This is a genomic window from Mycobacterium sp. E2238 (genome assembly GCF_001672665.1).
Classification (GTDB): Bacteria; Actinomycetota; Actinomycetes; order Mycobacteriales; family Mycobacteriaceae; genus Mycobacterium.
Genome location: NZ_LZKF01000160.1, coordinates 50,169 through 76,146, shown reverse-complemented (window position 1 = coordinate 76,146; position 25,978 = coordinate 50,169). Strand labels below are relative to the sequence as shown.

Annotated in this window: 22 protein-coding genes and 1 other RNA gene; 11 read left to right on the top strand and 12 right to left on the bottom strand. The window is 67.2% G+C overall.

Annotated features, from left to right (window positions below; translation table 11 throughout):
* Positions 1–2: 2 nt before the first annotated feature.
* The 7 genes from A5711_RS14145 to A5711_RS14115 all read right to left on the bottom strand — a co-directional run bounded on the left by A5711_RS14145 (position 3) and on the right by A5711_RS14115 (position 10,640).
* Positions 3–863 carry a TIGR03619 family F420-dependent LLM class oxidoreductase gene (locus A5711_RS14145; protein WP_067947460.1) on the bottom strand — a complete coding sequence of 287 codons (861 nt, stop codon included), beginning with the start codon at positions 861–863 and terminating at the stop codon, positions 3–5.
* A complete protein-coding gene (locus A5711_RS14140; protein WP_067947458.1) occupies positions 860–1,504 on the bottom strand; it encodes a PaaI family thioesterase in 645 nt (214 codons plus the stop codon). Before A5711_RS14140 ends, A5711_RS14145 begins: the two co-directional genes overlap by 4 nt.
* On the bottom strand, positions 1,501–4,476 hold the full coding sequence (locus A5711_RS14135; RefSeq protein ID WP_067947456.1) for a bifunctional [glutamine synthetase] adenylyltransferase/[glutamine synthetase]-adenylyl-L-tyrosine phosphorylase: 2,976 nt from the start codon (positions 4,474–4,476) through the stop codon (positions 1,501–1,503). The genes A5711_RS14140 and A5711_RS14135 overlap by 4 nt, the downstream gene beginning before the upstream one ends.
* A 63-nt stretch (positions 4,477–4,539) precedes the next feature.
* Positions 4,540–5,877, bottom strand: coding sequence for a glutamine synthetase family protein (locus A5711_RS14130; RefSeq protein WP_067947454.1), 1,338 nt, complete (start codon positions 5,875–5,877; stop codon positions 4,540–4,542).
* A gap of 91 nt (positions 5,878–5,968) precedes the next feature.
* Positions 5,969–7,531 (bottom strand): alpha/beta hydrolase, encoded by a 1,563-nt coding sequence (locus A5711_RS14125; RefSeq protein WP_156744937.1) that lies wholly within the window; start codon positions 7,529–7,531, stop codon positions 5,969–5,971.
* 101 nt (positions 7,532–7,632) lie between these two features.
* The gene (locus A5711_RS14120) at positions 7,633–9,189 is read right to left on the bottom strand and encodes an alpha/beta hydrolase (RefSeq protein WP_067947450.1); all 1,557 of its coding nucleotides are present in this window, start codon (positions 9,187–9,189) and stop codon (positions 7,633–7,635) included.
* Positions 9,190–9,245: 56 nt separating this feature from the next.
* A complete protein-coding gene (locus A5711_RS14115) occupies positions 9,246–10,640 on the bottom strand; it encodes a wax ester/triacylglycerol synthase family O-acyltransferase (RefSeq protein ID WP_067947448.1) in 1,395 nt (464 codons plus the stop codon).
* Between the two features lie 131 nt (positions 10,641–10,771).
* On the opposite strand from A5711_RS14115, the gene panB reads away from it, so the two are divergent.
* The 3 genes from panB (at position 10,772) to A5711_RS14100 (ending at position 14,624) form a co-directional block, all read left to right on the top strand.
* Positions 10,772–11,617: a 3-methyl-2-oxobutanoate hydroxymethyltransferase gene (panB, locus tag A5711_RS14110; protein WP_067947499.1), complete on the top strand. Its 846-nt coding sequence runs from the start codon at positions 10,772–10,774 to the stop codon at positions 11,615–11,617.
* 154 nt (positions 11,618–11,771) lie between these two features.
* Complete coding sequence (locus A5711_RS14105) at positions 11,772–12,965, top strand: 1,4-beta-xylanase (RefSeq protein WP_067947446.1); 1,194 nt, start codon at positions 11,772–11,774, stop codon at positions 12,963–12,965.
* Between the two features lie 123 nt (positions 12,966–13,088).
* Positions 13,089–14,624: a CYTH and CHAD domain-containing protein gene (locus tag A5711_RS14100; protein ID WP_067947444.1), complete on the top strand. Its 1,536-nt coding sequence runs from the start codon at positions 13,089–13,091 to the stop codon at positions 14,622–14,624.
* A 536-nt stretch (positions 14,625–15,160) separates the two neighbouring features.
* Here A5711_RS14100 and A5711_RS14095 read toward each other — a convergent pair.
* Positions 15,161–15,754, bottom strand: coding sequence for a TetR/AcrR family transcriptional regulator (locus A5711_RS14095; protein WP_067947442.1), 594 nt, complete (start codon positions 15,752–15,754; stop codon positions 15,161–15,163).
* A gap of 167 nt (positions 15,755–15,921) precedes the next feature.
* On the opposite strand from A5711_RS14095, the gene A5711_RS14090 reads away from it, so the two are divergent.
* Genes A5711_RS14090 through A5711_RS14080 form a run of 3 tightly spaced genes read left to right on the top strand, consistent with a single transcriptional unit; the run spans position 15,922 to position 19,671 of the window.
* Positions 15,922–17,133, top strand: coding sequence for a cytochrome P450 (locus tag A5711_RS14090; RefSeq protein ID WP_067947440.1), 1,212 nt, complete (start codon positions 15,922–15,924; stop codon positions 17,131–17,133).
* A complete protein-coding gene (locus A5711_RS14085) occupies positions 17,130–18,434 on the top strand; it encodes a DUF427 domain-containing protein (protein ID WP_067947438.1) in 1,305 nt (434 codons plus the stop codon). Before A5711_RS14090 ends, A5711_RS14085 begins: the two co-directional genes overlap by 4 nt.
* A gap of 25 nt (positions 18,435–18,459) precedes the next feature.
* On the top strand, positions 18,460–19,671 hold the full coding sequence (locus tag A5711_RS14080; RefSeq protein WP_067947436.1) for a cytochrome P450: 1,212 nt from the start codon (positions 18,460–18,462) through the stop codon (positions 19,669–19,671).
* A 47-nt stretch (positions 19,672–19,718) separates the two neighbouring features.
* On the opposite strand, the gene rnpB is transcribed toward A5711_RS14080, so the two are convergent.
* Positions 19,719–20,119: RNase P RNA component class A (gene rnpB, locus A5711_RS14075), an RNA gene on the bottom strand.
* 87 nt (positions 20,120–20,206) lie between these two features.
* Here rnpB and A5711_RS14070 point away from each other — a divergent pair.
* A complete protein-coding gene (locus A5711_RS14070) occupies positions 20,207–20,917 on the top strand; it encodes a 2OG-Fe(II) oxygenase (protein ID WP_067947434.1) in 711 nt (236 codons plus the stop codon).
* Here the strand turns inward: A5711_RS14070 and A5711_RS14065 are convergent.
* A complete protein-coding gene (locus A5711_RS14065) occupies positions 20,902–21,552 on the bottom strand; it encodes a bifunctional 2-polyprenyl-6-hydroxyphenol methylase/3-demethylubiquinol 3-O-methyltransferase UbiG (protein WP_067947432.1) in 651 nt (216 codons plus the stop codon). The two genes, A5711_RS14070 and A5711_RS14065, sit on opposite strands and share 16 nt — an antisense overlap.
* 46 nt (positions 21,553–21,598) lie before the next feature.
* On the opposite strand from A5711_RS14065, the gene A5711_RS14060 reads away from it, so the two are divergent.
* The 4 genes from A5711_RS14060 to A5711_RS14045 all read left to right on the top strand — a co-directional run bounded on the left by A5711_RS14060 (position 21,599) and on the right by A5711_RS14045 (position 25,165).
* A complete protein-coding gene (locus A5711_RS14060) occupies positions 21,599–22,174 on the top strand; it encodes a helix-turn-helix domain-containing protein (RefSeq protein ID WP_067947429.1) in 576 nt (191 codons plus the stop codon).
* 74 nt (positions 22,175–22,248) lie between these two features.
* Complete coding sequence (locus tag A5711_RS14055; RefSeq protein WP_067947427.1) at positions 22,249–23,418, top strand: cytochrome P450; 1,170 nt, start codon at positions 22,249–22,251, stop codon at positions 23,416–23,418.
* The gene (locus tag A5711_RS14050; protein ID WP_067947425.1) at positions 23,415–23,609 is read left to right on the top strand and encodes a ferredoxin; all 195 of its coding nucleotides are present in this window, start codon (positions 23,415–23,417) and stop codon (positions 23,607–23,609) included. The genes A5711_RS14055 and A5711_RS14050 overlap by 4 nt, the downstream gene beginning before the upstream one ends.
* 44 nt (positions 23,610–23,653) lie before the next feature.
* Positions 23,654–25,165 (top strand): molybdopterin-dependent oxidoreductase, encoded by a 1,512-nt coding sequence (locus tag A5711_RS14045; protein ID WP_067947423.1) that lies wholly within the window; start codon positions 23,654–23,656, stop codon positions 25,163–25,165.
* A 4-nt stretch (positions 25,166–25,169) separates the two neighbouring features.
* Here A5711_RS14045 and A5711_RS14040 read toward each other — a convergent pair whose 3' ends face one another.
* Both A5711_RS14040 and A5711_RS14035 read right to left on the bottom strand, forming a co-directional pair.
* Positions 25,170–25,370, bottom strand: a complete 201-nt coding sequence (locus A5711_RS14040; RefSeq protein WP_067200991.1) for a hypothetical protein — start codon at positions 25,368–25,370, stop codon at positions 25,170–25,172.
* A gap of 21 nt (positions 25,371–25,391) precedes the next feature.
* Positions 25,392–25,973 carry a TetR-like C-terminal domain-containing protein gene (locus A5711_RS14035; protein ID WP_067947421.1) on the bottom strand — a complete coding sequence of 194 codons (582 nt, stop codon included), beginning with the start codon at positions 25,971–25,973 and terminating at the stop codon, positions 25,392–25,394.
* Positions 25,974–25,978: the final 5 nt, after the last annotated feature.

Sequence of the window (25,978 nt, the reverse complement as noted above, 5' to 3'; positions counted from 1 at the left end):
AGCTAGCCGTCGAGCGCCAGGTCCTTGCGAAAGCGCTGCATGCCGTCGATCTTGTCGGCCAGCGACGCGTCCGGCCCCGCGTAGAACATCCACGGCATCGTAATGACGCCCGTGATCCCCGCGTCGGCGGCGCGTTGGTAGTCGGCGGTGGTGAAGGCGTCGGTCAGCGGCGTCAGGATGGTGAAATCGTCCATCGACAAACCGTTTTCGGCGCGCAACTCCCGCAGCCGGCCCACGGCTTCGATGGCGCGCTCGGTCTTGATCAGATCACCGATCCAGCCGTCGTTGCGGGCGGCGCGGCGCAGCGCGATGTCGCTGAGCCCGCCGACGTACACCGGGATCGGCGGGGGCGTCGGCTCCATTTCCAGCCGAGGGGTGCGATAGAACGTGCCCTCGAATTCCGTCCAGCCCGTCCGCCACAGCGCGCGCATCAGGTCGATGATCTCGTCGGTCCGCTTCCCGCGGGCCTCGAACCGCTCGCCCATCAACGCGAATTCCTCACGGCACCAGCCGACGCCGATGCCGAGCTCCACCCGGCCCGCCGCCAGAACCGCCGCGGTGCCAATGGCTTTGGCGGCCGAATACGGGTTGCGCATCGCGGGGATGTAAACGGTGGTGACGAAGCGCAGCCGCGTGGTGACCTGAGCCAGCGCGCCGATGAGAACCCACGGGTCGGGCCAGTCCGTGAACGGCTGCCAACGCCGTTGCCCGTCCTTGGTGTACGGGTACGGGGTGTTCAGGGTCTCCAGGTTGACGACGTGATCGGGAATCCCGATGCCGTCGTAGCCGAGTTCGTCGGCAGCCTTGGCGAGCTCGATGATCTCCCGGGTGTTCAGGAAGGCGCTGCTGATGTAGAACTTCATTCGGCTTCCCGGGCCCACGCCGGCTCGATGAAGACGCCCTCGGCCTCGACGGTGACCCCCGCGGCATCCGAAATCGTCCCGCGCGCAAAGACTTTGCGGCCCTCCTTGCCGTCGACCCACGCCTCGCAGCGAAGCGGCCCGAGCGGGGTGCCGCGCAGGTACTTCACGGTGATCGTTCCGGTGAAGCGCGCCTTGGACAGCCCCTCGCTGGCCGCCTCGCCGAGCATGTGGTCAAGCACCAGGGCGCTGACCCCGCCGTGCACCAGCTTCGGTGGACCCTCGTAGGCCGACCCGAGGACGAACTCGCTCCAGCAGCGCCCCCCGCCGTCGTGGTGGACGACGATCGGCGGCGCGATCGGGTTGCACACGCCGATCGCGGCGTTGCCCAGCGGCAGCGGGCGGCCGTCGACGCGGTAAGTCACCCCGACCGGCCGGGTGCGTTGCCGCAGCGACTCGGTGACGGCCTCGATCGCGGACCGTGCCTGGGCGACGACGTCGTCGTCGACCTCGGTCCGGATGGTGGCGTCGACGAGTTCGCGCACGGCGTCGGCCAACGGGGCGTAGAGCGCTGTGACTCGCTGCGCCTCCGCCGCGTCGAGCACCTCGAATATGGCGTCCAACGCGCCGGCCTCCTGACTCAACTGCCAAACACCTTCCGTACCACGACTTTTGCCCGTCGCGTCACCCGTAGATAGTTGTCCAAGAACTCCCCGCCGTCGTCGGTCGGCCAGCCCGCGGCCACCGCGACGGCGTTGAGCTGGCGTCCGGGTCCCGGCAGCTGATCGGTCGGCTTGCCGCGGACCAGCACCAGCGCGTTGCGGGCGCGCGTCGCGGTGAGCCACGCCTGCCGCAGCAGGTCCACCTCCTCCGCGGGCACCAGGTCGGCCGCGGCGATCGCGTCCAGGCATTGCAGCGTCGAGGTGTTGTGCAGGGCGGGAATCTCGTGCGCGTGCCGCAGCTGCATCAGCTGCACGGTCCATTCGATGTCGGCCAGTCCCCCGCGGCCCAGCTTGGTGTGCGTGTTGGGGTCGGCGCCGCGCGGCAACCGTTCGGACTCGACGCGGGCCTTGATGCGGCGGATCTCCCGCACCGCCTCGGCGGACACCCCGGCGGGTGGGTAGCGCGTCTCGTCGGCCATCAACAAGAACCGCTCGCCCAGGTCCGCGTCGCCGGCGACCGCGTGCGCCCGCAGCAGGGCCTGAATTTCCCACGGCTGTGCCCACTGCTGGTAATAGGCGGCGTAGGCACCCAGTGTGCGCACCAGCGGACCCTGGCGGCCTTCGGGCCGCAGGTTGGCGTCCACCTCCAGCGGCGGGTCGACGCTGGGCGTGCCCAGCAGCGTGCGGACCTGCTCGGCCACCGTCGTCGACCAGCGGATCGCCACCGAGTCTTCGACGCCGGCCGCCGCCTCGCACACGAACATCACGTCGGCGTCGGACCCGTAGCCCAACTCCATGCCGCCCAGCCTGCCCATACCGATCACCGCGATAACCGCCGGCGCCTTGCCGTCCTTGGGGAGGTTGGCACGGATGATCGCGTCCAGCGCGGCCTGCAGCACGGCCACCCACACCGAGGTGAGCGCCCGGCACACATCGGTGACCTCGTAGAAGCCGAGCAGGTCGGCCGAGCCGATGCGGGCCAGTTCGCGGCGGCGCAGCGTGCGGGCGGCCGCGATCGCGCGCACCGCGTCGGGGTGGCGGCCGGCCGAGGCGACCAGCGCCCTGGCCACCGCGGCGGGATCGGTTTCGAGCAGCTTGGGCCCGGCCGGACCGTCGCTGTAGTCCTCGATCACCCGGGGCGCGCGCATCAACAGGTCCGGCACGTAGGAGGAGGTGCCCAGCACGTGCATGAGGCGCTTCGCCACCGCGGGCTTGTCCCGCAGGGTGGACAGATACCAGGTCTCCGCGGCCAGCGCCTCCGACAGGCGGCGGTAGGCCAGCAGCCCGCCGTCGGGGTCGGGGGCGTACGACATCCAGTTCAGCAGCCGGGGCAGCAGCACCGACTGCACGCGCCCCCGCCGGCCGCTCTGGTTGACCAGCGCCGACATGTGTTTCAACGCCGTCTGCGGCCCCTCGTAGCCGAGCGCGGCGAGCTGTCGTTCGGCGGCCTCCGAGGTCATGCCGTGCCTGATCTCCAGGCCGGCCGGGCCGATCGACTCCAGCAGCGGCTGGTAGAAGAGCTTGGCGTGCAGCTGCGACACCCGCAGGTTCTGGTGCCGCAGCTCCTCGCGCAGCACGCCCGCGGCGTCGTGCCGCCCGTCGGGGCGGATGTGCGCGGCGCGGGCCAGCCAGCGCACGGCCTCCTCGTCCTCGGCCTCCGGCAACAGGTGGGTGCGTTTGAGCCGCTGCAGCTGCAGCCGGTGCTCGAGGAGCCGGAGGAATTCGTAGGACGCGGTCAGGTTCGCCGCGTCCTCGCGTCCGACGTAGCCGCCCTGCCCCAACGCCTCGAGCGCGTCCACGGTGGACGCGACGTGCAGCGAATCGTCGCTGCGGCCGTGCACCAGCTGCAGCAGCTGCACTGCGAACTCCACGTCCCGCAACCCGCCGCTGCCGAGTTTGATCTCGCGGCCGCGCACGTCGGCGGGCACCAGCTGCTCGACGCGGCGGCGCATGGCCTGCACCTCGCTGACGAAATCCTCGCGCTCGCAGGCGACCCACACCATCGGCATCAACGCGGTCAGGTAGCGCTCGGCGAGTTCCTGATCACCCACGGCCGCGCGGGCTTTCAGCAACGCCTGGAATTCCCAGGTTTTCGCCCAGCGCTGGTAGTAGGCGATGTGCGATTCGACGGTGCGGACCAGCTCGCCGCTGCGGCCCTCGGGCCGCAGCCCGGCATCGACCTGGAAGAAGGCCTCCGACGCGATCCGCATCATCTCGCCGGCCAGCCGGGTGGTGAGCGCGTCGGCGCGCTCACCGACGAAGATGACGTCGACGTCGCTGACGTAGTTCAGTTCGCGCGCACCGCATTTGCCCATCGCGATGACGGCCAGCCGTGGCGGTGTGCGGTCCCCGCACACGCTGGCCTCGGCCGCCCGCAGCGCGGCGGCCAGCGCGGCGTCCGCTAGGTCCGCCAGCTGGGCGCCCACCACGGTGAACGGCAGCACCGGCTCGTCTTCCACCGTCGCGGCCAGGTCGAGCGCGGCCAGCACCAGCAGCTGGTCGCGGTACAGGGTCTGCAGGCGCGGCACGATCGAACCCGACGCCTCGTCGACACACTGGGTGAACACCGCCCGCAGCTCGTCGCGCGTGGGCAGTTTGGCCTTGCCCCGCAACAGTTTCCACGACTGCGGGTGGACGGCCAGGTGATCCCCGAGGGCCAACGACGCGCCGAGTACCGCGAACAGCCGCCCGCGCAAGGGCCGTTCGGTGAGCAGCGCGGCGTTGAGCTCGTTCCAGTCGGTGTCGGGGTTCTCCGCCAGCCGAATCAGGGCGCGCAGCGCGGCGTCGGGGTCGGGTGCGCGCGACAGCGACCACAGCAGGTCGACGTGGGCTTGGTCGTCGTGGTCGTACCAACCCAACTGCGCCAGGCGATCGCCCGCGGCAGGATCGACCAGGCCAAGCCGGCCCACGCTGGGCAACCGGGGGCGCTGCGTCGCGGGTTTGGTCACGCCCACGACGGTATCGCAACCCCCCGCAGCGCACGGGCAAGGCGGCCGCCCTGTTAACGGCGACGCGAGTTACAGCGACAGGTAGGTGCTCAGCTCGTACTGCGTGACATGGCTGCGGTAGTTCGCCCACTCCGTGCGCTTGTTGCGCAGGAAGAAGTCAAAAACGTGCTCCCCCAACGTTTCCGCGACGAGTTCGGAGGACTCCATGGCACGCAGCGCGCTGTCCAGGCTGGTCGGCAGCTCGCGGTAGCCCATCGCGATCCGCTCCTCGGGCGTCAGGTCCCACACGTTGTCCTCGGCCTGCGGCCCCAGCACGTAGCCCTTCTCCACCCCGCGCAGCCCGGCGGCCAGCAACACGGCGAACGTCAGGTACGGGTTGCAGGCCGAGTCGGGGCTGCGCACCTCGATGCGCCGCGACGACGTCTTGTGCGGGGTGTACATCGGCACCCGCACCAGCGCGGACCGGTTGGCCGCACCCCACGACGCGGCGGTGGGCGCCTCTCCGCCCTGCACCAGCCGCTTGTAGGAGTTGACCCACTGATTGGTGACCGCGCTGATCTCGGAGGCGTGCTCCAGGATGCCGGCGATGAACGACTTGCCGACGTCGGACAGCTGCAGCGGGTCGTCGGGGCTGTGGAACGCGTTGACGTCACCCTCGAACAGGCTCATGTGGGTGTGCATCGCCGAGCCGGGGTGTTGCCCGAACGGCTTGGGCATGAACGACGCCCGGGCGCCGTTCTCGATCGCGACCTCCTTGATGACGTAGCGGAACGTCATCACGTTGTCGGCCATCGACAGCGCGTCGGCGAAGCGCAGGTCGATCTCCTGCTGGCCGGGCGCGCCTTCGTGGTGGCTGAACTCCACCGAGATGCCCATGAATTCCAGCGCTTCGATCGCGTGGCGGCGGAAGTTCGAGGCGGAGTCGTGCACCGCTTGGTCGAAGTAGCCGGCGTTGTCGACCGGGACCGGCACCGACCCGTCGTCCGGGCCCGGCTTGAGCAGGAAGAACTCGATCTCGGGGTGGACGTAGCAGGAGAAGCCGAGGTCGTTGGCCTTCTGCAGCTGGCGGCGCAGCACATGCCGCGGGTCCGCCCAGGACGGCGAGCCGTCCGGCATGGTGATGTCGCAGAACATCCGGGCCGAGTGGTGGTGGCCGCCGGAAGCCCACGGCAGCACCTGGAAGGTCGAGGGGTCCGGGTTGGCCACGGTGTCGGATTCGGAGACGCGCGAGAAACCCTCGATCGAGGATCCGTCGAAGCCGATCCCTTCCTCGAAGGCGCCTTCGAGTTCGGCCGGGGCGATGGCGACCGACTTGAGGAAACCGAGCACGTCGGTGAACCACAGCCGAACAAAGCGGATATCCCGTTCCTCCAGGGTGCGGAGGACGAATTCCTTCTGGCGATCCATAACCGAAACAGTAGGCAACAGCTGTTAATTCTGTGTTACCGACGCACGATCGGAACAATTGCGAACATTGCAAACAGGCTGCTCAGTGCGGTCACGACTGGCAGCGGTAGGCCGCGGGCGGCAACGTGCCCGCGACGAGGTAACGCATGACGGCGGCGTCCACACACTGATCGCCGTTGAACACCGCGGTGTGCTGAGTCCCGTCGTAGGTGATCAACGGGCCGCCCAGCTGGCGCGCCAGGTTCACGCCGGCCTGATAAGGGGTGGCCGGGTCGTGCGTGGTGGAGACCACGACCACCTTGCCCGGCGCGGCGGGCGACGCGGCGTGCGGCGTCGACGTCGCCGGGACCGGCCACAGCGCGCACAGATCGCGGGGCGCGTTGCCGGTGAACTGCCCGTAGCTGAGGAACGGCGCGGCCTGGCGGATGCGCTGGTCGGCGGAAACCCAGCTCGCCGAATCCCGCGGCGTGGGCGCGTCGACGCACCGGATCGCGTTGAACGCGTCCTGATCGTTGGTGTAATGCCCGCCGCGGTCCCGGCCCTCGTAGTCGTCGGCGAGCAGCAGCAGGTCGCCCGCGTCGGTGCCGCGCTGCAGCCCGAGCAGGCCGCTGGTCAGGTACTTCCAGTGCGCCGGGGTGTACAGCGCGTTGATGGTGCCGGTGGTGGCGTCGGCGTAGCTCAGGCCGCGCGGGTCCGACGTGCGACCCGGCTTGGCGACCAATGGGTCGACCAGCGCGTGGTAACGGTTGACGAACTGGGCCGGGTCGGTGCCCAGCGGGCAGCCCGCCGAGCGGGCGCAGTCGGTGGCGTAGTCGTTGAAGGCGGTTTGGAAACCCGCCATCTGCTGGACGTTTTCGTCGACCGGGCCGACGGTCGGGTCGATCGCGCCGTCGAGCACCATCGTCCGGACGTGGGCACCGAACTTCTCCAGGTAGGCCGTCCCGAGCTCGGTGCCGTAGCTGTACCCGAGGTAGTTGATCTGGTCGTCGCCCAGCGCCTGGCGGACCGTGTCCATGTCGCGCGCCACGGACGCGGTGCCGACGTTGGCCAGAAACCCGCTGCCCATCCGGGAAACACACTGCTGGGCCAGCTGCTGGTAGAGCTGTTCGATGTGCGCGACGCCGGCCGGGCTGTAGTCGACCATCGGCTCGCGCCGGTAGGCGTCGAACTCGGCGTCCGAGCGGCAGCGCAGCGTCGGGGTCGAGTGACCCACCCCCCTCGGGTCGAAGCCGACCAGGTCGAAGTGCTGCCTGATGGGCGTGCCCTCCAGATTCGGGGCCATCGCGGTCACCATGTCCACCGCGGACCCGCCGGGACCGCCCGGATTGACCAGCAGCGCGCCGATCCGTTGGCCGGTCGCCGGCACGCGAATCACCGCCAGCTTGGCTTGGCCGGCTCCCGGGTTGTCGTAGTCGACCGGGACGGAGACGGTGGTGCATTGCGCGGTGGGCACTTCGTTTGTGTCCGTGGCGAATTGGCCGCAGCTCCCCCAGGCCTGCGGCGTCGCGACCGACGGTTTCGGCGCGGGGGTCTGCCCCGCACCGGGTTCCGGGGTGGCGCCCGCCACCGGCAGTCCCACCGCCGATTGGCCCACCAGCAGCCCGAATGACAGCAGCGCCGAGCTCAAGGATCTCAGGCGCGACATGGCTGTCATCGTGTCAGCCCCGGGTACCCGAAGCGGCGCGAAACGGTTACGCCTTGGTCTCGTCTGGCTGCCCTCGCGGGGGTGCGGCCGGCGTCAGACCTCCACGCGCGCTAGCACTTCGCGCCGCTGGGCGGCGTGGCGCCGCCGACCAGATACGCGGTGACATAGTTGTCGATGCAACTGTCGCCCTGGAACACCACCGTGTGCTGGGTTCCGTCGTAGGTGAGCAGCGAACTGCGCAGCTGGTTGGCCAGATCCACCCCGGCCTTGTAGGGCGTCGCCGGGTCATGGGTGGTCGACACCACCACCGTCGGCGCCAGGCCGGGCGCGGAGATGGTGTGCGGCTTGCTCGTCGGTGGCACCGGCCAGAACGCGCAGGTGCCCAGAGGGGCGTCGCCGGTGAACGTGCCGTAGCTCATGAACGGCGCGATCTCCCGCGAGCGACGGTCCTCGTCAATCACCTTGGCGCGGTCGGTGATTGGCGGCTGGTCGACGCAGTTGATCGCCACCCGCGCGTCGGTCGCGTTGGTGTAGTGGCCGTGGGCGTCCCGGCGCATGTACATGTCGGCCAGGGCGAGCAGGGTGTCGCCGCGGTGGTTGACCAGTTCGCTCAGCCCGTCGGTCAGGTGGTGCCACAACGTCGGTGAGTACAGCGCCATGATCGTGCCGACGATGGCGTCGCTATAGCTCAGTCCCCGTGGGTCGTTCGTCGGCGCCGGCCTGCCGACCATCGGGTTGTTGGGGTCGACGAGCGGGTCGACCAGGCTGTGGTAGACGTCGACGGCCTTGGCCGGATCGGTCCCCAGCGGGCAGCTCGATTGCTTCGCGCAATCGGTGGCGTAGTCGTTGAACGCGTCCTGAAAACCCTTGGCCTGGCGCAGATCTGCCTCGATGGGGTCGGCGTTGGGGTCGACCGCGCCGTCGAGGATCATCGCGCGCACCTTGTCGGGGTAGGCCTCGGCGTAGGCGGAGCCGATCCTGGTGCCGTAGGAGTAGCCGAGGTAGGTCAGCTTGTCGTCGCCCAGCGCCGCCCGGATCGCGTCCAGATCCCGCGCGACGTTGACCGTGCCGATGTTGGCCAGGAAGTTCTTCCCCATCTTGTCGACGCAGCGGCCGACGAATTGCTTGGTCTCGTCCTCGATGTGGGCCACGCCGGCCGGGCTGTAGTCGACGTTCGGCTCCGTGCGCAGCCGGTCGTTGTCGGCGTCGGAGTTGCACCAGACGGACGGCCGCGACGACCCCACCCCCCGGGGGTCGAAGCCGACCAAATCGAACCGTTCGCGGACCCGCTTCGGCAGCGACTGAACGACACCCAGGGCGGCCTCCATACCGGACTCGCCGGGACCGCCGGGGTTGATCACCAACGAACCGATCTTGTCCCCGGTGGCGGGGAAGCGAATCATCGCCAGCGTCGCCACGTCTCCGTCGAGGTGGTCGTAGTCGACCGGTACCGCCAGCTTGCCGCACAGCGCACCGGCGGGAATCTTGACCTTCGGGTTCGCCGTCCGGCACGGTGTCCACTCCACCGCCTGGCCGAGCTTCGGTTCAGCCAGCAGGGCGCGGCCGCCGACGACACGCACGCAGCCCGCGACAAGGAGCGCCACGGCAGCGACCGTTGTCCAAACCAGCAGCGTGCGCGCAATCGTGTCGCGGCGAGACAGACCCATGCCAACATATGCTGCCAGAGGAAACCTGAGATCCTCATGAGCGGCACCACCGCCGGCTACCGGGTGGCCGCGAGCAACTCCTCCATCGCCACCGCGAACTCGTCGGCCATCTCCCACAGGTCCGGCACCAGATCGGGGCACGCGAGGAGCCCGACGTCCAACTTGCCCCGCAGCGACATCGCGGTGATGTTGAGTCCCGACCCGTGAAAGATCGGACCCAGCGGATACATCGCCTTGACCTCGCAGCCCAGCATGTACAGCGGCACCTGCGGGCCGGGCACGTTGGACACCACCAGGTTGTGCACCGGCATGCTGTCGGTGAACCGCGTCCTGGCATAAAGCCGCATCGCGATACCGAAAACGGCCGGCGCGGCGAACTGCGTCCAATCCTGCAACAGCGACGCGCCGATGGCGGAACTGTGTTCCTTGGCAACCGAATTCGCGTGGGCGATGGCCTTCAGGCGCTCCACCGGATCCGCGACATCGGTATGCAGGCTGGAGAACATGGCCGACACCTGGTTGCGGCCGGGCCGCTCGGATTTTCCATGCACGGAAACCGGCACCGACGCCACCAACGGCGAGTCCGGCAAAGCGTTTCGGTCGGCCAGGTACTGGCGCAGCACAGCGGAAACCAACGCCATCACCACGTCATTGACTTTGACGCCGTCGAATCGATTCTTAACCGCCTTGATGTCGTCGAGATTCAATTCGGCGTAGGCGATGTTTCGGCGGTCGGTGATCCGGGCGTTGAATGCGGTGGCCGGCGCCGCGAACGGCCGCGCCATCGCCTGGCCCTCGAGCGCCCGCCGCAACGTGGTGACCACCGAGGAGACGGTGTCGGGCACCACGTTGGCCAGCTGCAGCGGCCTGGCGGCGAATCGGACGAGCCCGCCCGCGGCGATCTGCCACCCACTGGCGCCCCCGACCCCGCGGGCCGGATCCGGGGGCGGGGCGTCGGGTTCGGTGCCGCAAAGCTGCGACATCAGGTTGGCGCCGGTCACGCCGTCGACGCCGGCATGGTGCACCTTGGTCATCACCGCCAGCCGCCCGTCACGATGGCAATCGGTGCCCGCCACGCCTTCGACGACCCACATCTCCCACAGCGGCCGGCGCCGGTCCAGCGGTGACTCCGCGATATGCCCGCAAATCTCGGCGAGCTCGGCGCGGCCGCCCGGCGCGGGCAGCGCGATCCGGTGCAGATGGCGGTCGAGATTGAAGTTCTCGTCATCCACCCAGACCGGATGATCGAGATTCAGCGGGTTGTCGGCCAGCTTCTCGCGGAACTCCGGGATCGCTTTGATGCGCAGCGCCAGGGCGTCGCGAAGCCGGTCGAAGGTGTAGCCGCCGGGCATCGTCGAGGTGTCCAACTCCATGATCGAGCACACGTGCATGGGCTGCGACGAGGTCTCCAGGTAGAGGAAGCTGGCGTCGAGTCCGCTGAGCCGCTGCATCCGAGCATGGTATGTCTCACATCACCAGAGCGGTGCAACCGCGCAGAAGAAATGGCAGAATGGCACCGTCAGACGAACCCGGGGACCCTATCCGGCCACGAGGATCGAACCGACCACCTTTAGGGACAATGATGTCTGAGCAAAACGTTTACGGTGCAGGCACATCTGAGCACGCGCAACCGCTCACCAAAATTCGCACGCACCACCTGCAGAAGATGAAGGCCGAAGGCCACAAGTGGGCCATGCTCACGGCCTACGACTATTCGACGGCCCGCATTTTCGATGAGGCGGGCATTCCGGTCCTGCTGGTCGGCGACTCGGCCGCCAACGTCGTATACGGCTACGACACCACGGTGCCCGTCTCGATCGACGAGATGATCCCGCTGGTGCGCGGCGTCGTGCGGGGCGCCCGTCACGCCCTGGTCGTCGCGGACCTGCCGTTCGGCAGCTACGAGGCGGGGCCGGCCGCGGCCCTGGCGTCGGCCACCCGATTCATGAAGGAGGGCGGCGCACACGCCGTCAAGCTCGAGGGCGGCGAGCGGGTCGCCGAGCAGATCGCCTGCCTGACCGCGGCGGGCATCCCCGTGATGGCGCACATCGGGTTCACGCCGCAGAGCGTCAACAGCTTGGGCGGCTTCCGCGTCCAGGGCCGCGGCGACGCCGCGGAACAGACCGTCGCCGACGCGATCGCCGTCGCCGAAGCCGGCGCATTCTCCGTCGTCATGGAGATGGTGCCGGCCGACCTGGCCACCCAGATCACCGGCAAGCTGACCATCCCGACCATCGGCATCGGAGCCGGCCCGAACTGCGACGGCCAGGTGCTGGTGTGGCAGGACATGGCGGGCGTCAGCAGCGGCAAGGCCGCCCGCTTCGTCAAGCGGTTCGGCGACATCGGCGCGGAATTGCGCCGGGCCGCAATGCAATATGCGCAAGAAGTGGCCGAGGGGGTCTTCCCGGCCGACGAGCACTGCTTCTGACGGAAGCCACCAGAGGGTTTCCGCCCACCGCAACCCCCGATCCTGTCAATTTCCGAAACTCCTTGTGTGGCAGGCGGGTACGATTGCTCTTGGATAAAGTCTCTACTCCGAGAGCAAGGGTGAACACATCGACCGGGAGATTTGCGGTGACTTCGTGCACCGTCGAACGGTACTGAAGCTTCCGCTGTTACTGGCGGGAGGCGCTGCACTGACTCGAGCACCTCGCGCGTCCGCGGAACCCGCGCCTGGCAGCTCGCCGCAGGCGAGCCGCTGGTCACCCGAGCGCGCCAACCGGTGGTATCAGGCGCAGGACTGGCCGGTCGGGGCGAACTACATCACATCGAACGCCATCAATCAGCTGGAGATGTTTCAGCCCGATACGTTCGATCCCCGGCGGATCGACACCGAGTTGGGCTGGGCCCGCGGCATCGGGTTCAACGCGGTCCGCGTCTTCCTGCACGATCTGCTGTGGGAGCAGGGCCCCCGGGGGTTCCAAGTCCGCCTCGCCCAGTTCGTCGACATCGCGGCGCGCCACGACATCAAGCCGCTGTTCGTGTTGTTCGACTCCTGTTGGGATCCTCACCCCCAATCCGGTCCACAGCGCGCGCCGACGCCCGGCGTGCACAACTCGGGCTGGGTGCAGAGCCCGGGTGCGCAACGCCTCGGTGAACGCTCCTACATCCCGACCCTGCGCAGCTACGTCACCGGGGTGCTCAGTCAATTCCGCACCGACGACCGCGTTTTGGGCTGGGACCTGTGGAACGAGCCCGACAATCCGTCCAAGTACTACCGCTCGGTCGAGCGGAAGGACAAGCTCGAATTGGTCACCGACCTGCTCCCCCAGGTGTTCGGTTGGGCCCGTTCGGTCGATCCGAGCCAACCGTTGACGAGCGGCGTCTGGGACGGCGAGTGGGCGAACCCCGCGCGCCGCAGCGCGATCAGCGGCATCCAGCTGGACAACTCGGACGTGATCACGTTCCACTCCTATGCCCCGCCGGCCGAGTTCGAGAGCCGCATCGCCGAGCTCGCGCCGCTGGGGCGCCCCATCCTGTGCACCGAATACATGGCCCGGCCGTTGGGCAGCACCATCCAGGGCGTGTTGCCCATCGCGAAGCGCCGCAACGTCGGCGCGTTCAACTGGGGCCTGGTCGTCGGGAAGACGCAGACCTTCTTCCCCTGGGACTCATGGGAGCACCCCAACCCCGCCATGCCGGCTGAATGGTTCCACGACCTGCTCACGCCCGACGGGCAACCGTTCCGCGATCCCGAGGTTCAGACGATCCGCGAGCTGGGCGGCCTGGCGATGCATCTCCGCGAAGATTCCCCGCCGCCGGCGCCGCCCGGCTGAGCCCCGCGACAGTCGGCGGCCATCGCCGCCAGCCGCGTCACCGCGGTATGGCAGGCTATGAGAGCCCAGCACCACCGTCCATGACGTTCAAGGCCGCGGCGACGCGCCGCAACGGAGCCGAACATGCCTGCAAAAGCGCCGCAAGCCTCGCGCCATCGAGAGGTGGAGCGCAAGTTCGACGTTGGCGAATCCACCGTGTCACCCTCGTTCGAAGGCATCGCCGCCGTGGCGCACGTCGACAAGTCGCCGACTCAGACACTGGACGCGACGTACTTCGACACCCCGGCACAGGACCTGGCCCGCAACAAGATCACCCTGCGCCGCCGCACCGGTGGGTCCGACGCGGGGTGGCACCTCAAGCTGCCGACCGGTCCCGAAGCCCGCACCGAGGTCCGGGTGCCGCTGGACGCGTCCGGCACCGACACCGTGCCGGAAGAGTTGGTGGACGTCGTGCTGGCGATCGTCCGCGACAGTCCCCTCGTACCGGTCGCGCGGATCACCACCCAACGCGAAAGCCAGGTGCTCTACTCGGCCGACGGCGAGCCGCTGGCGGAGTTCAGCAACGACCACGTCACCGCGTGGTCGGCCCGTACTTCCGAGGACGCCGACCTGGAGCCCACGCAACAGGAGTGGCGCGAATGGGAGCTCGAACTCGCCGAGCAGAATGGGGCCCCGGACACCGAGCTGTTGAACCGCTTGGGTAACCGGCTGCTCGACGCCGGCGCCGCACCCGCCGGTCACGCCTCCAAGCTGGCACGCGTGCTCGGCACCACCACGGCGCAGCCCGACAGCGCGCAGCCCGCCGAGCACCCCTTGCAGCGCGCGGTGGCCGAGCAGATTCGCGAACTGTTGGTGTGGGATCGCGCCGTGCGGGCCGACGCTTTCGATTCCATTCACCAGATGCGGGTCACCACCCGTAAGCTGCGCAGCCTGCTGCGCGACTACCAGGAATCGTTTGGATTGCCCGACGACGGCTGGGTTCTCGACGAGCTGCGCGAGCTGGCCGGCATCCTCGGCATCGCGCGCGACGCGGAGGTGCTCGCGGAACGTTACGAGCGTCAATTGGACGGGCTGACACCGGATTTGGTGCGCGGGCCGGTGCACGAACGGCTGGTCGGGGGCGCCCAGCGCCGTTATCAGACCGGGCTGCGCCGGTCGCTGATGGCCATGCGTTCGCAGCGCTATTTCCGGCTGCTCGACGCCCTCGACGCGATAGCGGCGCAACCCCCCGGCAGCGCCTCGGGCGAGGAACACGCGCCGGTCACCATCGACGCCGCCTACAAGAAGGTTCGCAAGGCCGCCAAGGCCGCGACGCAAATTTACCGGGACCACCCGGACGACCAGCATCAGCGCGACGAGGCGGTGCACCGGATCCGCAAGCGGGCCAAGCGACTTCGCTACACCGCGGCGGCCACCGGCGAGGACAAGGTTTCCGAGCAGTCCAAGGCCGTCCAGTCGCTGCTCGGTGACCACCAGGACAGCGTGGTCAGCCGCGAACACCTGCGCCACGAATCCGAAGCCGCGCACGCCGCCGGCGAGGACACCTTCACTTACGGCCTGCTGTACCAGCAGGAGGCCGACCTGGCCGAGCGGTGCGAACAGCAGCTCGACGACGCGCTGCGCAAACTCGCCAAGGCGGTGCGCAAGGCCCGGCACTGAGCGGGGCGGACGAGTTGGCCTGCAAGCCGGATTCTGTTATCTGGGCGTTTGCACCGTTTGCTGTGTTGGCCGAGTCAGAAATACCGAGGTCACAGGGTTGGTTGCGTTGACCAATTACGACTGCGATTAATTCTGCTGCGGACTGGCTGCGGACCAGACCGCCGCCATGGCGACGGTTCCCAACGCCCGGTTATTTCCAGCAGCGGGCCCCACTCGAACGTGACATCGCGCCATTCCGTACATACGTCGCTGTCACGCTGCAATCCGAACCGTCGGTAACAAACGATGAGCGTTGGCTGGAACCGAATCGCAAGCTGAACAGGAACAGTGAGCGTCGACTATTAGCCCGCGTTGGCTTCTTGCCGGCCTGTTGCGTTGGCGACGTTGACCAATGGGGGCCGCTGTTTGGACCTACTCCGGACGGACTGCGGACGCTTCGTCCGAAGCCATCTCTCCGGAGAGAGACGGTGCTCGCCGTACGAGGCGCACGTCAGTCGGTCGAGCGGACACCCCCCACCCCTGTCGATCCCGCCCGACTAGCTCGGAGGGGGTTCGCCTTCGACTTCGCGGAGGTAGCGCTCGACGAGTCCGACTATCTCGGTGTGCCCGGCGGTGATGTCGATTTGGTCCTCCATGAATAGGACTGGCGGGATGACGGTCATCAGGAATGCCACCGCCATGGGCGGAACGCTTCGTTCATCGACGTCGTACTTCTTCAACACGGCGGCGACCATCTCAGCTTGCTGGGCGCGGAACGTCTGTGCGTAGTGGCGTAGTTCGGCTGCGAGTTGCGGACGATGGTTGGCCAGGGCAAGAACCTCGATGGCCCACTTACCCCAAGGGGCATCGCGAATCATCCGCCAGAGTGCCCACAGCGGCTGCGGCGATTCAAGGGCTTCGGCATGTGCTGAGGACCCTGTTTCGGCTTGGCGTTGGAAAACCGCCCGAAGGAGATCGTCCATGGTGCCGAAGTGGTAGTGCACGAGCTGTGAGCCAAGACCGGCTCTCTCAGCAACGCGGCGGCCAGTGACGGCTGCCCAGCCCTCATCGAGCATAAGTTGCTCGGCTGCATCCAGTATCACGGTGCGTGTCTTCGCGTTTGGCGACGCGATCCGTCGTGGCGATGCCATTCATGACTCGCATTCTTCGTAAGTGCTGACAGGTCAGGCTATCGGGTTGACCAGCTTCGCCTCGGCGTGTTAAGCAGGTGCTTAACTTTTAAGCACCTGCTTAAAAGTACTTCACAACCCGGCCAGCGGCAAATAACCGCACGTCGGCGAGGTAGAGGAGCGACAAAATGTCCCGCAACACGATTGGTGAGCTTCGTTTCGATCCTTACGACGTCGACCTTGTCGCCGATCCCTACCCTGTGTACCGGCGGTTACGAGACGAGGTGCCGCTCTACTACAACGAGCAGCACGACTTCTTCGCGCTGAGCCGCTACACAGATGTCGAGAAGGCACTTTTCGACAACAAGACGTTCAGTTCCGCACGCGGCGACATCTTGGAGTTCATCAAGGCGGATATGGAGATTCCGTCCGGGCTTATCGTCGCGGAGGACCCGCCCCGACACGACATTCACCGAAGGCTGTTGTCGCGGATGTTCACCCCGCGCAAGATCAGCGCATTGGAGCCTCAGATTCGAGAGTTCTGCGTGCGCAGCCTCGACCCGCTCGTCGGTGCGGGCGGGTTCGACTTTGTCACGGACTTCGGCGCGGAACTGCCCATGCGGGTAATCGGCATGCTGTTGGGCTTCCCCGATGAGGATCAACTGAGGTCCCGCGACCACGCGAACGCGATTCTGACGACGGAGGCGGGTCGGCCCATGGAAAGCGCGTCGACCGGATTCGATGACGGTCAACTCTGGGCGGACTACATCGACTGGCGAGCCGACAATCCTTCCGATGACATCGTCACCGAACTGCTCAATGTGCAGTTCGAAGACGAGCATGGCGTCACTCGCCACTTGGAGCGCGCCGAGCTGCTCATGTACGTCAACATGGTCGCCCTGGCGGGCAATGAGACGACAGCACGGCTTATCGGATGGGCGGCAAAGGTGCTCGCCGAGCACCCTGACCAACGAAGCGAGCTTGTCGCCGATCCAGGTCTGATCCCTCAGGCGGTCGAGGAGTTATTGCGTTTCGAAGGGCCCGCTCCCTTCGTATCGCGCTACGTCACACGCGAGGTCGAATACTACGGCCAGCAGGTGCCTAGCGGCAGCGTGATGACGCTCCTCATCGGTTCGGCTAACAGAGACGACCGCCAATTCGGTTCCGACGCAGAGAGTTTCAACATACACCGCCAAAACCGGTCACACATCGCCTTCGCTGTCGGTACGCATTTCTGCATCGGTGCGGCCCTGGCGCGTCTGGAAGGGCGCATCGCACTCGAAGAGATCCTTAAACGGTTTCCCGAGTGGGACGTCGACCTCTCGGCCGCACGGATGTCGACCACCTCGACCGTCCGAGGCTGGGAAACCATGCCCGCACTCGTCAGAGATAAATCGTGACACCCACCGACCGGCATGCCGCGAGCGATCAGGTCGACTCGGCGTGGCCCGACCACCCGGACTATCGGATTGACATCACGCCCTCTCAGCACACCGGTCAGGTCTGGCACGGTGACGTGCTCATCGCCGAAAGTGACGGCTGTCTGGTGGTGACCGAGACCGATCATGTTGACCGACTGTATTTCCCGAAGTCCGACGTCCGTTGGGACCTGTTGACGCCCTCGGATCGGACAACGGAATGCCCGTTCAAGGGTCGCGCTGCATATTGGGACCTCGCAGGTGCCCACGACCACGCGGACAGCGTCGCGTGGACCTACCGCACTCCGCTTCCCGAGGTCGCAGGGATCGCGGACTACGTGTCGTTCTACGACACGCCCTGTCGCATCGAAATCGTCGAGCGGTGGCCTGACGGCAGGAGCGTTCCAGCCTCCTTCCCGCTGTGGGGCGACGCTGCCGAGCTGGTGCGGATCATTGATGTCGAGCCCGCCGGTGAGGGCCGGTTCGTCGGCCCCGCGCACGGACCTACCTGGCGCAACGTCGTGGAGGGTGGCCAACTCGTCGCAGAGTCCGTCGTCGCGGTATCCAAGTCGCTTCCGGGCCAACGAGTTACCTCTGTATCGACCATTTTCACAAAATCAGCAGCCTTCGATGGCCCGGTCGATCTAACCGTCGAGGTGCTGCGGCACGGCAAGACCTTCTCTACGACGCAAGTCCACGCCACTCAACACGGTGGGCTGTGCTGCGCGGCGCTAGTGCTCGCCGATTCCGGCGCACCCGACCTGATTCGCGACCAGCCACCCATGCCCGACGTGCCAGGACACGAGGCGGCGGAAAGCTTTCCGGGATTCGGAGTCACCGGACGCGAGATCCGAGTCGTCAACGGAGCCTACGATTCCGACCCCGACCGCATCGGACCGCCCCACATCGATGTGTGGGTCCGCTTCCGGGATGCGCCTGACGAGTCGTATTTGCACGCTGCGCTTCTTGCCCAATCGACCACACATTGGACCATTGCGGCAGGCATGGCACCGCATCGGGGCTTCGGTGAAGCCCAAGCACACGACACCATCTCGACCGCAGTCATGATGAGCACCATCGCCTTTCACGACGACGTCGATGTCAGCAACTGGCTGCTGTACAGCAATGACGCGTTCTGGTCGGGACGTGGACTGATCCAAGGCAACGGCAAGGTCTTCACCGTCGACGGTCGCCTCGCAGCGTCGTACACAGTGCAGGCCATGGCACGCGCCTTCGACCGCACCCCGGCAGCTATGGGCCGCGACAATCGCACTGCGATGTGATGTATCCGAGGTACTGGAGGGTGCCATGACGACCGCAGAAATCGTCTTCGATCCGTTCTCGGAGGACTTCTTCAACGGGGCCTACCAGACCTACCGACGCATGCGCGATGAGCAACCGGTCTACTACAACGCCGACCTCGACTTCTACGCACTGACCCGCCATGCCGACGTCGCGCCCGCGTATAAAGACGCTGCGACATACTCGTCGGCCCGTGGAACCGACCTCGCCTCGATCCGCAATGGACTACCCGTCGACACCGGCCCACGCATGATCATCATGATGGACCCTCCCAGCCATCGAGACATGCGAAGCTTGCTCAACAAAGTCTTCACGCCCAGAGCAATCCAAGCCCAAAAGGCAATGGCGACCGAGAAGATCGACAAGTACCTCAACCGAGTCGACCCCGACGGATTCGACGCCGTCCAGGACTTCGCCGCACCGTTTCCAGTGGAAGTCATCACCAGCATGCTCGGCGCACCTGAGGACGACGCACAAAAGGTGCGGCACTGGGTCGACTTGTCCTTAACGCGCGAGATCGGACAACTCGAACTGACCGAGGAGGGCACCCAAGCCTCCATCGATACTGCGATGTACTACTACGGGCTAATCGAACAGCGCCGCGCCCAACCCAGAGATGATCTGCTCACCAAATTGCTCGGAGCCGAGTTGGTCCGTCACGACGGAAAGAAGACTCGACTCGATGACATCGAAATCGCCGCATTCGCAACGATGCTCGGCGGAGCGGGAGCCGAAACCGTGACCAAGCTCGTCGGCAGCGCGATCTACCTCTTCGCCCGGCACCCACACCAATGGCAGAAGTTGCTCGATGATCGGAGCCGGATTCCCGCTGCGGTCGAAGAATTACTGCGGTACGAGGCACCTTCCCAATACAACGTCCGCGTCGCCACGAGAGACGTCCAGCTGCACGGACAAACGATCCCCGAGGGCGCCCCTGTGTTCCTGATCAATGGGTCTGCCAATCGTGACCACCTGGCGTGGACTGACGCCGACACGTTCGACATCGACCGAGACCGCACCGAGGCCCAGAATCTCGGCCTCGGATACGGCATCCACAGTTGCCTCGGTGCCGCCTTGGCTCGCATGGAAAGCGCCATCGCGTTGGAGAAGCTACTCGACTTCATGCCCCGATACGAAGTCGACTTCGAACGGTGCGAACGGGTTCAGATGGCGAATGTCGTCGGCTGGAAAACAATACCGGTACGGGTAATCAGATAGGACTGTAGAAGAGCTAACCCCTGAACGTGCAGCTCAGGATGTTAGCGCGGACGAGTTGGCCTGTAAGCCGGATTCTGTGCCGCACACCTCCGGAAGCCGGAGATGCGCAGTGGCGACCATCCATCTGGACACACCGTCACCGGGTGCCTCGAGCGGCCTACCCGCAGGCTCGGGCGAGCAACCCTCGGACGCCTGCGCGGCCACACCTTTCGGTGCGGCCTTCTTGGCCTTGCTTCGGGTGGGGTTTGCCTAGCCACCCCGGTCACCCGGGATGCTGGTGCGCTCTTACCGCACCGTTTCACCCTTACCACCGCGAGGGTGGCGGTCTGTTTTCTGTGGCACTGTCCCGCGAGTCACCTCGGATTGCCGTTAGCAATCACCCTGCTCTGTGAAGTCCGGACTTTCCTCGAACCGCCTTGCGACGGTCCGCGGCCGCCCGGCCAACTCGTCCGCGACGATCCACGGTACTACCTGCGCGATGCCGGTGCCAGCAACTATCGCCGGCCGGCGCCGGGACGCCTCTATCGTGGACGGAGTGGACCGGTGGAACAAGCGAGTCGACTCCGCCGACTGGGACGGCGTCGCCGCCGCGGTCGACGAGTACGGCGGGGCGCTGCTGCCACGGCTCCTCACCGGCGCCGAGGCGGCCCGGCTGCGCAGACTCTACGCCGACGACAGCCTGTTCCGCTCGACCATCGACATGGCACCCAAGCGGTACGGCGCCGGGCAATACCGCTACTTTCACGCGCCGTATCCCGACCCGATCGAGGACCTCAAACAGGCGCTGTACCCCCGCCTGTTGCCGATCGCCCGCGACTGGTGGGCAAAGCTGGGCCGCCACGCGCCCTGGCCGGACACCCTCGACGATTGGCTGGCCACCTGCCACGCGGCCGGCCAGACCCGGTCCACCGCGCTGATGCTCAAGTACGGCCCGGGCGATTGGAACGCCTTGCACCGAGACCTTTACGGGGACTTGGTTTTTCCGCTACAGGTGGTGATCAACTTGAGCGAACCCGACACCGATTACACCGGCGGCGAATTCCTGCTCGTCGAACAGCGGCCGCGCGCGCAGTCCCGCGGCACCGCAACGCAATTGCCGCAGGGCCATGGATTCGTGTTCACCACGCGGGAGCGGCCGGTGCCCTCGAGTCGCGGCTGGTCCGCTGCCCCGGTGCGGCACGGGGTCTCGGTGGTGCGCTCCGGTGAGCGTTACGCCATGGGGCTGATCTTTCACGACGCGGCCTGAGCGTCCCCGGCCCGTCGCCACACCATCACATGGTCGGTCACGGTCCCGACTTGCCCTTTCGGGCCGGTCGCCTCGCGTTCGGCCGCCTCAGCCCGGACCCGGGCCCAGCGGTCGCTGTCCAGCCGCAACGAGGCGAGCACCTCGTCGATACCCGGAAGGCGGTGATCATCGTGCTCTGCCCACGGCGGGGGCGCTCCATGGTCGACGATCAACAGCACGCCCCCGACGTTCACGTGCTCGGCCGCGCGTCGCAGCACCGCCTCACGGTCCAACCGGGCCGGCGAGTGCAGATACTGCGCCGATACCAGGTCGAACATGCCGTCGGGAAAGCTCTCGTTGAGGTCGTGTTGCTGAAAGTCGATCTGCACGAGCAGATTCCGCTCCGAGGCCGCCTCCCTCGCGCGTTGCAGCGCGGTGGCCGAGACGTCGACGGCCACCACGCGCCAACCGCGTTCGGCCAGCCATAGCGCGTCGGCGCCCTCCCCGCAGCCGAGGTCGAGGGCACGGCCGGCCGGCACGTCGGCGACCGCTTCGGCAAGGCGGGGATTGACCCGTCCGGTCCACACCCGCCCCGTCGAGCGGTAGCGCTCTTCCCAGAACCGCCGGGCGTCATCGGGTTTGCAAGAAGTTTCCATGCCGCGAGATTGCCCAGCGCCGCCCAATTTGCCAAGGTTATTTGCCATGCAGGCAAAATCTGCTCCCGATATCGACCTTCAGGTGCGCCGGCGGCTGCGGGAACTTCGCATCCAGCGGGGCATGACGTTGCAGGAGGTGGGTGTGCGCGCCGGGATCGACATCTCGACGCTCAGCCGCCTCGAGTCGGGCAAACGCCGGCTCGCGCTCGACCACCTGCCACGCCTCGCGCGGGCCCTGTCGGTGAGCACCGACGAGTTGTTGGCGACCTCTGAAGCCCACGACCCGCGGGTGCGCGGGGCGGCGCACACCCACCACGGGGTCACCTACTGGCCGCTGACGCGCCAGGGTCCCGCCGGCGGCCTGCACGCCTTCAAGGTCCGCGTCAGCACCCGGCGCCGCACCCCGCCCGCGGAACTGCCGGTGCACGAGGGGCAGGAGTGGATGTACGTCCTGTCCGGTCGACTGCGGTTGGTGCTGGGCGACCGCGACTTCACCATTGCTCCGGGCGAAGCGGTCGAGTTCTCGACCTGGACACCGCACTGGTTCGGGGTGGTCGACGGGCCGGTGGAGGCCATCATGATCTTCGGGGCGCACGGCGAGCGGCTTCACCTGCACAGTTGACGCCCGCGCACCGATTGTGCGACCGCTTAGCATTGACCATTGCCCAGCGGGGATGTTGGTGCCAGTCTGACCAGATGACAGAAACCGAAGGGTTCGTCGACCAGACCGTGACCGGTCTCGCGGAGCCGCAGCCGATGTACAAGGCGCTGCGCGAAACCAGCCCGGTGTTCCGGTCGCCGCAGGCCGTGGTCCTCAGCCGCCTGGCCGACATCGAGATGGCGCTCAAACGCACCGAGGTGTTCTCGTCGAACATGGACGCCGTCGACCTGGGCAATGTGCGGCCGCTGATCCCCCTGCAGATCGACCCGCCCGAACACGCGAAGTACCGCCGCGTCCTCGACCCGCTGTTCACCCCGCGGGAGATGGCCCGCCGGGAACCCCGCGTCACCGAACTGGTGAACGAGATGATCGACCGCTTCGCCGATCGGGGCGAATGCGACTTCCACGCCGAGTTCGCGGTGCCCCTGCCGTGCACCGTCTTCCTGCAGGTGCTCGGGCTGCCGCTGGAGGACCTCGACAAGTTCCTGGAATGGAAGGACGGCGTGATCCGCCCGGAGGGGGATTCCGGCTTCGACCGCCGCCACGAAAGCTCCGCAGCGGTGGCGCAACAGATCTACGACTACTTCGACCGCGCCATCGACGACCACATCGCCAGCCCCCGCGACGACGTGCTGTCGGCGATGATCGCCGCCGAGATCGCCGGGCAGCCGCTGTCGCGCGAAGAGCTCCTGGACATCTGCTTCCTGTTCCTGATCGCCGGCCTGGACACGGTGACCGACTCGCTCGACTGCTTCTTCGTGTACCTCGCCCGCCACCCCGACCACCGTCGCCAGCTGGTCGAGCAGCCCGACGTGCTGCCGGGCGCCGTCGAGGAGTTACTGCGCTGGGAGACACCGGTGCCCGGTGTCGCCCGCGTCGCCATTCAAGACGTCGAGGTGGGCGGGTGTCCCATCAGCAAGGGCGAACGGGTCAGCCCTCTGCTGGGGGCCGCCAACACCGACCCGGCCGAGTTCGCCGACCCGGAACTGGTCGATTTCACCCGCAACCCGAACCGGCACCGCGCATTCGGCGGCGGCCCGCACCGCTGCCTCGGCTCTCACCTCGCCCGCATGGAGCTGCGGGTGGCGTTACGCGAATTCCACCGGCGCATACCGGATTACGAGATCAAGCCCGGCACCCAGCTGACCTACACCGCCGCGCTGCGTTCGGTGGAGTCGCTGCCGCTGGTGTTTCCGGCGCCATGACCCGGATAGTCGTCGACGCCGACCGTTGCACCGGGCACGGGCGCTGCTACACCCTGGCGCCCGACGTCTTCGACGCCGACGAGGTCGGCCACTCCGTCGTGCTCGTCGCCGAGGTGTCCGGCGAACTCGAGGCGCAGGCCGTCACCGCGGAGCAAAACTGTCCCGAAGGCGCAATCTCCCTATCCCGTTGAGGCAGAACGTAACTCCGGTGGCCGCCCCGCCGTCGAATGAGCGGATGATCGCCGGGGTCGCCGCCGCATCCGTCGCGCTCGGGATGGCCCAGCTGGTGGGCATCCCGTTCGGTGCGCGGGCCGACGCACGTGCCGCCATCGGCGCGGCGGTCGTCGACCTGACACCCGGCCCGGTCAAAGAGTGGACGATTCAGACCCTGGGCTCTTTGGACAAACTCTTCCTGGCCGTGGCCGTGCTGGTGGTGATCGCGGCGATCGCCGCCATTGCCGGGACGCTGGAGACCCGGCGCCGCCCACTCGGGAGCGCCGTGATCGCCGCGGCGGGCGCGCTCGGATGCGTCGCGGTGTTGTCGCGACCGGGAGCGACGGCGCTCGACGCGATCCCGACCATCGCGGGCGCGGCGTGCGGCGTGGCGGCCCTGCGCCTGCTCACCCGTCGTTTTCGGCAGGATCCCGAAGACGCTGGCAACCACGACGAGCCGGATGCCGACAGACGCAGGTTGGTCCTGCTCGGCGTGCTCGGATTCGGAGTCGTGAGTGGCGTGGCGGGCGCGGTCATCACACGGTTGGCGCATTCGGTGGCCGCGGACCGCACCGGCTTCACGTTCCCCAAGCCGCGCACGCCGGCACCCCCGGTGCCCGCCGATGTGCAGCCGAAAGGCGTTGCGCTGCCGAGCTTCGTGACCCCCAGCGCCGACTTCTACCGGGTGGACACCGCGCTCACCGTTCCCCAACTCAGCCACTCCGACTGGCGGCTGCGCATTCACGGCATGGTGAATCGCGAAGCCACTTACAGTTTCGCCGACCTCGCCGGCTTCGACGTGATCGAAAAGGTGGCGACGCTCACCTGCGTTTCCAATCCCGTTGGGGGCAACCTCATTTCGACTGGGGTGTGGACGGGCTATCGAGTGGCCGACCTGTTGGCGGCGGCCGGCGTGCGTCCGGAGGCCGACATGGTGCTGTCGACGTCGATCGACGGGTTCACTGCCGGCACGCCGGTGGATGCGCTCACCGATGGCCGCGACGCGCTATTGGCGGTCGCCCTCAACGGTGAGCCACTGCCGATCGAGCATGGCTATCCGGCCCGCCTGGTCGTCCCGGGGCTCTATGGGTATGTGTCGGCCACCAAGTGGGTCGTCGACGTGGAGCTGACCCGCTTCGACAAGGCGCAGGCGTACTGGACGCGGCAGGGCTGGGCACCGCGCGCACCCGTCAAGACCGAGTCGCGGATCGACGTGCCGAAAAACGGTCAGCGGGTGCCGGTGGGTCCCGTCGTTTTCGGCGGTGTCGCGTGGGCGCAGAATCGTGGCGTGCGGTCCGTGGAAGTCCGCATCGACGACGGCGCGTGGCAGGCCGCCGAACAGGGCGCGAGCTACTCCAACGAGACGTGGCGACTGTGGAGCTTTCCCTGGCAGGCGAAAAGCCCTGGGCAGCACGCCATCACCGTGCGCGCCACCGACAACACCGGGGAAACCCAGACCTCGCACAGAGCCGCTACGGTCCCCGACGGCGCCACCGGCTGGCACACGGTGGACTTCACCGTGACGGGGACGTGAAGCCCTATTTCGACGAGAGTTTCCGCCAGCTGACTACGGCGATCACGATGCCGATCACCGCAGTGATCGGACCGATGACCGACCAGGTGGTGGTGTTGCTCATCGGGCTACCACCGAGCACCCCGAATCCCTGAAGCGCCCAGATCAAGCCGAACAAGGCGACGATCAAACCGAAGGCTAAGGTCGCGACGAATGTCCTTCTCATAGGGGGATGGTACGACCAGGCTCACCGGCGGGCGAGCGCGTGCCAGGCCAAGTCAACGATGGCGGCGCAATAATCGTCGTCGACCGGAACGTCGGAGTACAGGGCCCGAATGTTGAGCGGCGCCAACAGGATCTGAACCGCGGCCAGGGTGTTGACGCCGTCGCGCAATTCACCCCGCTCCCTGGCCCGGTCCACGACCGCACGCATCGCATTGAAATGTGCCCGCCAGAACCGCACGCGGGTGACTTCGTCGTGCCCCCCGCGGCGGTCCATCACCAGCGCACGCAACAGTGTGCAGCCGACTTCAGTGTTGATCCGGTTGGTCACATTGCGGGCCAAGGCCTCCAGGTCTCCCCGCAACGAGCCGGTGTCGGTTCCCGACCTCACCGTCTCGACGTCGGAAAGCACCGCGTCGACCATGAGTTGGCGCCGATCTGCCCAATAGCGGTACACCATCGCGGGGTCGAGGTGATGCCGCTCGGCCAACGCCTCGATGCTGAACCGCTCGACGCCCCATCGGGTCAACTCGTCGAGTACGGCCGGCATCACCAGCGCCCGAACGTCCGCAGGAATCGGATCTGCTGATGGTTGGGACGGCCGCATGAGTT

Bases quoted from the DNA above. Each gene is read 5' to 3' on its own strand.
- A5711_RS14090 (WP_067947440.1), top strand. From the start codon at position 15,922: ATGTCCCGCAACACGATTGGTGAGCTTCGTTTCGATCCTTACGACGTC.
- A5711_RS14130 (WP_067947454.1), bottom strand. From the start codon at position 5,877: ATGGATCGCCAGAAGGAATTCGTCCTCCGCACCCTGGAGGAACGGGAT.
- A5711_RS14040 (WP_067200991.1), bottom strand. From the start codon at position 25,370: ATGAGAAGGACATTCGTCGCGACCTTAGCCTTCGGTTTGATCGTCGCC.
- A5711_RS14065 (WP_067947432.1), bottom strand. From the start codon at position 21,552: ATGGAAACTTCTTGCAAACCCGATGACGCCCGGCGGTTCTGGGAAGAG.
- A5711_RS14035 (WP_067947421.1), bottom strand. From the start codon at position 25,973: ATGCGGCCGTCCCAACCATCAGCAGATCCGATTCCTGCGGACGTTCGG.
- A5711_RS14060 (WP_067947429.1), top strand. From the start codon at position 21,599: ATGCAGGCAAAATCTGCTCCCGATATCGACCTTCAGGTGCGCCGGCGG.
- A5711_RS14125 (WP_156744937.1), bottom strand. From the start codon at position 7,531: ATGACAGCCATGTCGCGCCTGAGATCCTTGAGCTCGGCGCTGCTGTCA.
- A5711_RS14050 (WP_067947425.1), top strand. From the start codon at position 23,415: ATGACCCGGATAGTCGTCGACGCCGACCGTTGCACCGGGCACGGGCGC.
- A5711_RS14080 (WP_067947436.1), top strand. From the start codon at position 18,460: ATGACGACCGCAGAAATCGTCTTCGATCCGTTCTCGGAGGACTTCTTC.
- A5711_RS14115 (WP_067947448.1), bottom strand. From the start codon at position 10,640: ATGCAGCGGCTCAGCGGACTCGACGCCAGCTTCCTCTACCTGGAGACC.
- A5711_RS14095 (WP_067947442.1), bottom strand. From the start codon at position 15,754: ATGGCATCGCCACGACGGATCGCGTCGCCAAACGCGAAGACACGCACC.
- A5711_RS14120 (WP_067947450.1), bottom strand. From the start codon at position 9,189: ATGGGTCTGTCTCGCCGCGACACGATTGCGCGCACGCTGCTGGTTTGG.
- panB (WP_067947499.1), top strand. From the start codon at position 10,772: ATGTCTGAGCAAAACGTTTACGGTGCAGGCACATCTGAGCACGCGCAA.
- A5711_RS14100 (WP_067947444.1), top strand. From the start codon at position 13,089: ATGCCTGCAAAAGCGCCGCAAGCCTCGCGCCATCGAGAGGTGGAGCGC.
- A5711_RS14145 (WP_067947460.1), bottom strand. From the start codon at position 863: ATGAAGTTCTACATCAGCAGCGCCTTCCTGAACACCCGGGAGATCATC.
- A5711_RS14045 (WP_067947423.1), top strand. From the start codon at position 23,654: ATGATCGCCGGGGTCGCCGCCGCATCCGTCGCGCTCGGGATGGCCCAG.
- A5711_RS14055 (WP_067947427.1), top strand. From the start codon at position 22,249: ATGACAGAAACCGAAGGGTTCGTCGACCAGACCGTGACCGGTCTCGCG.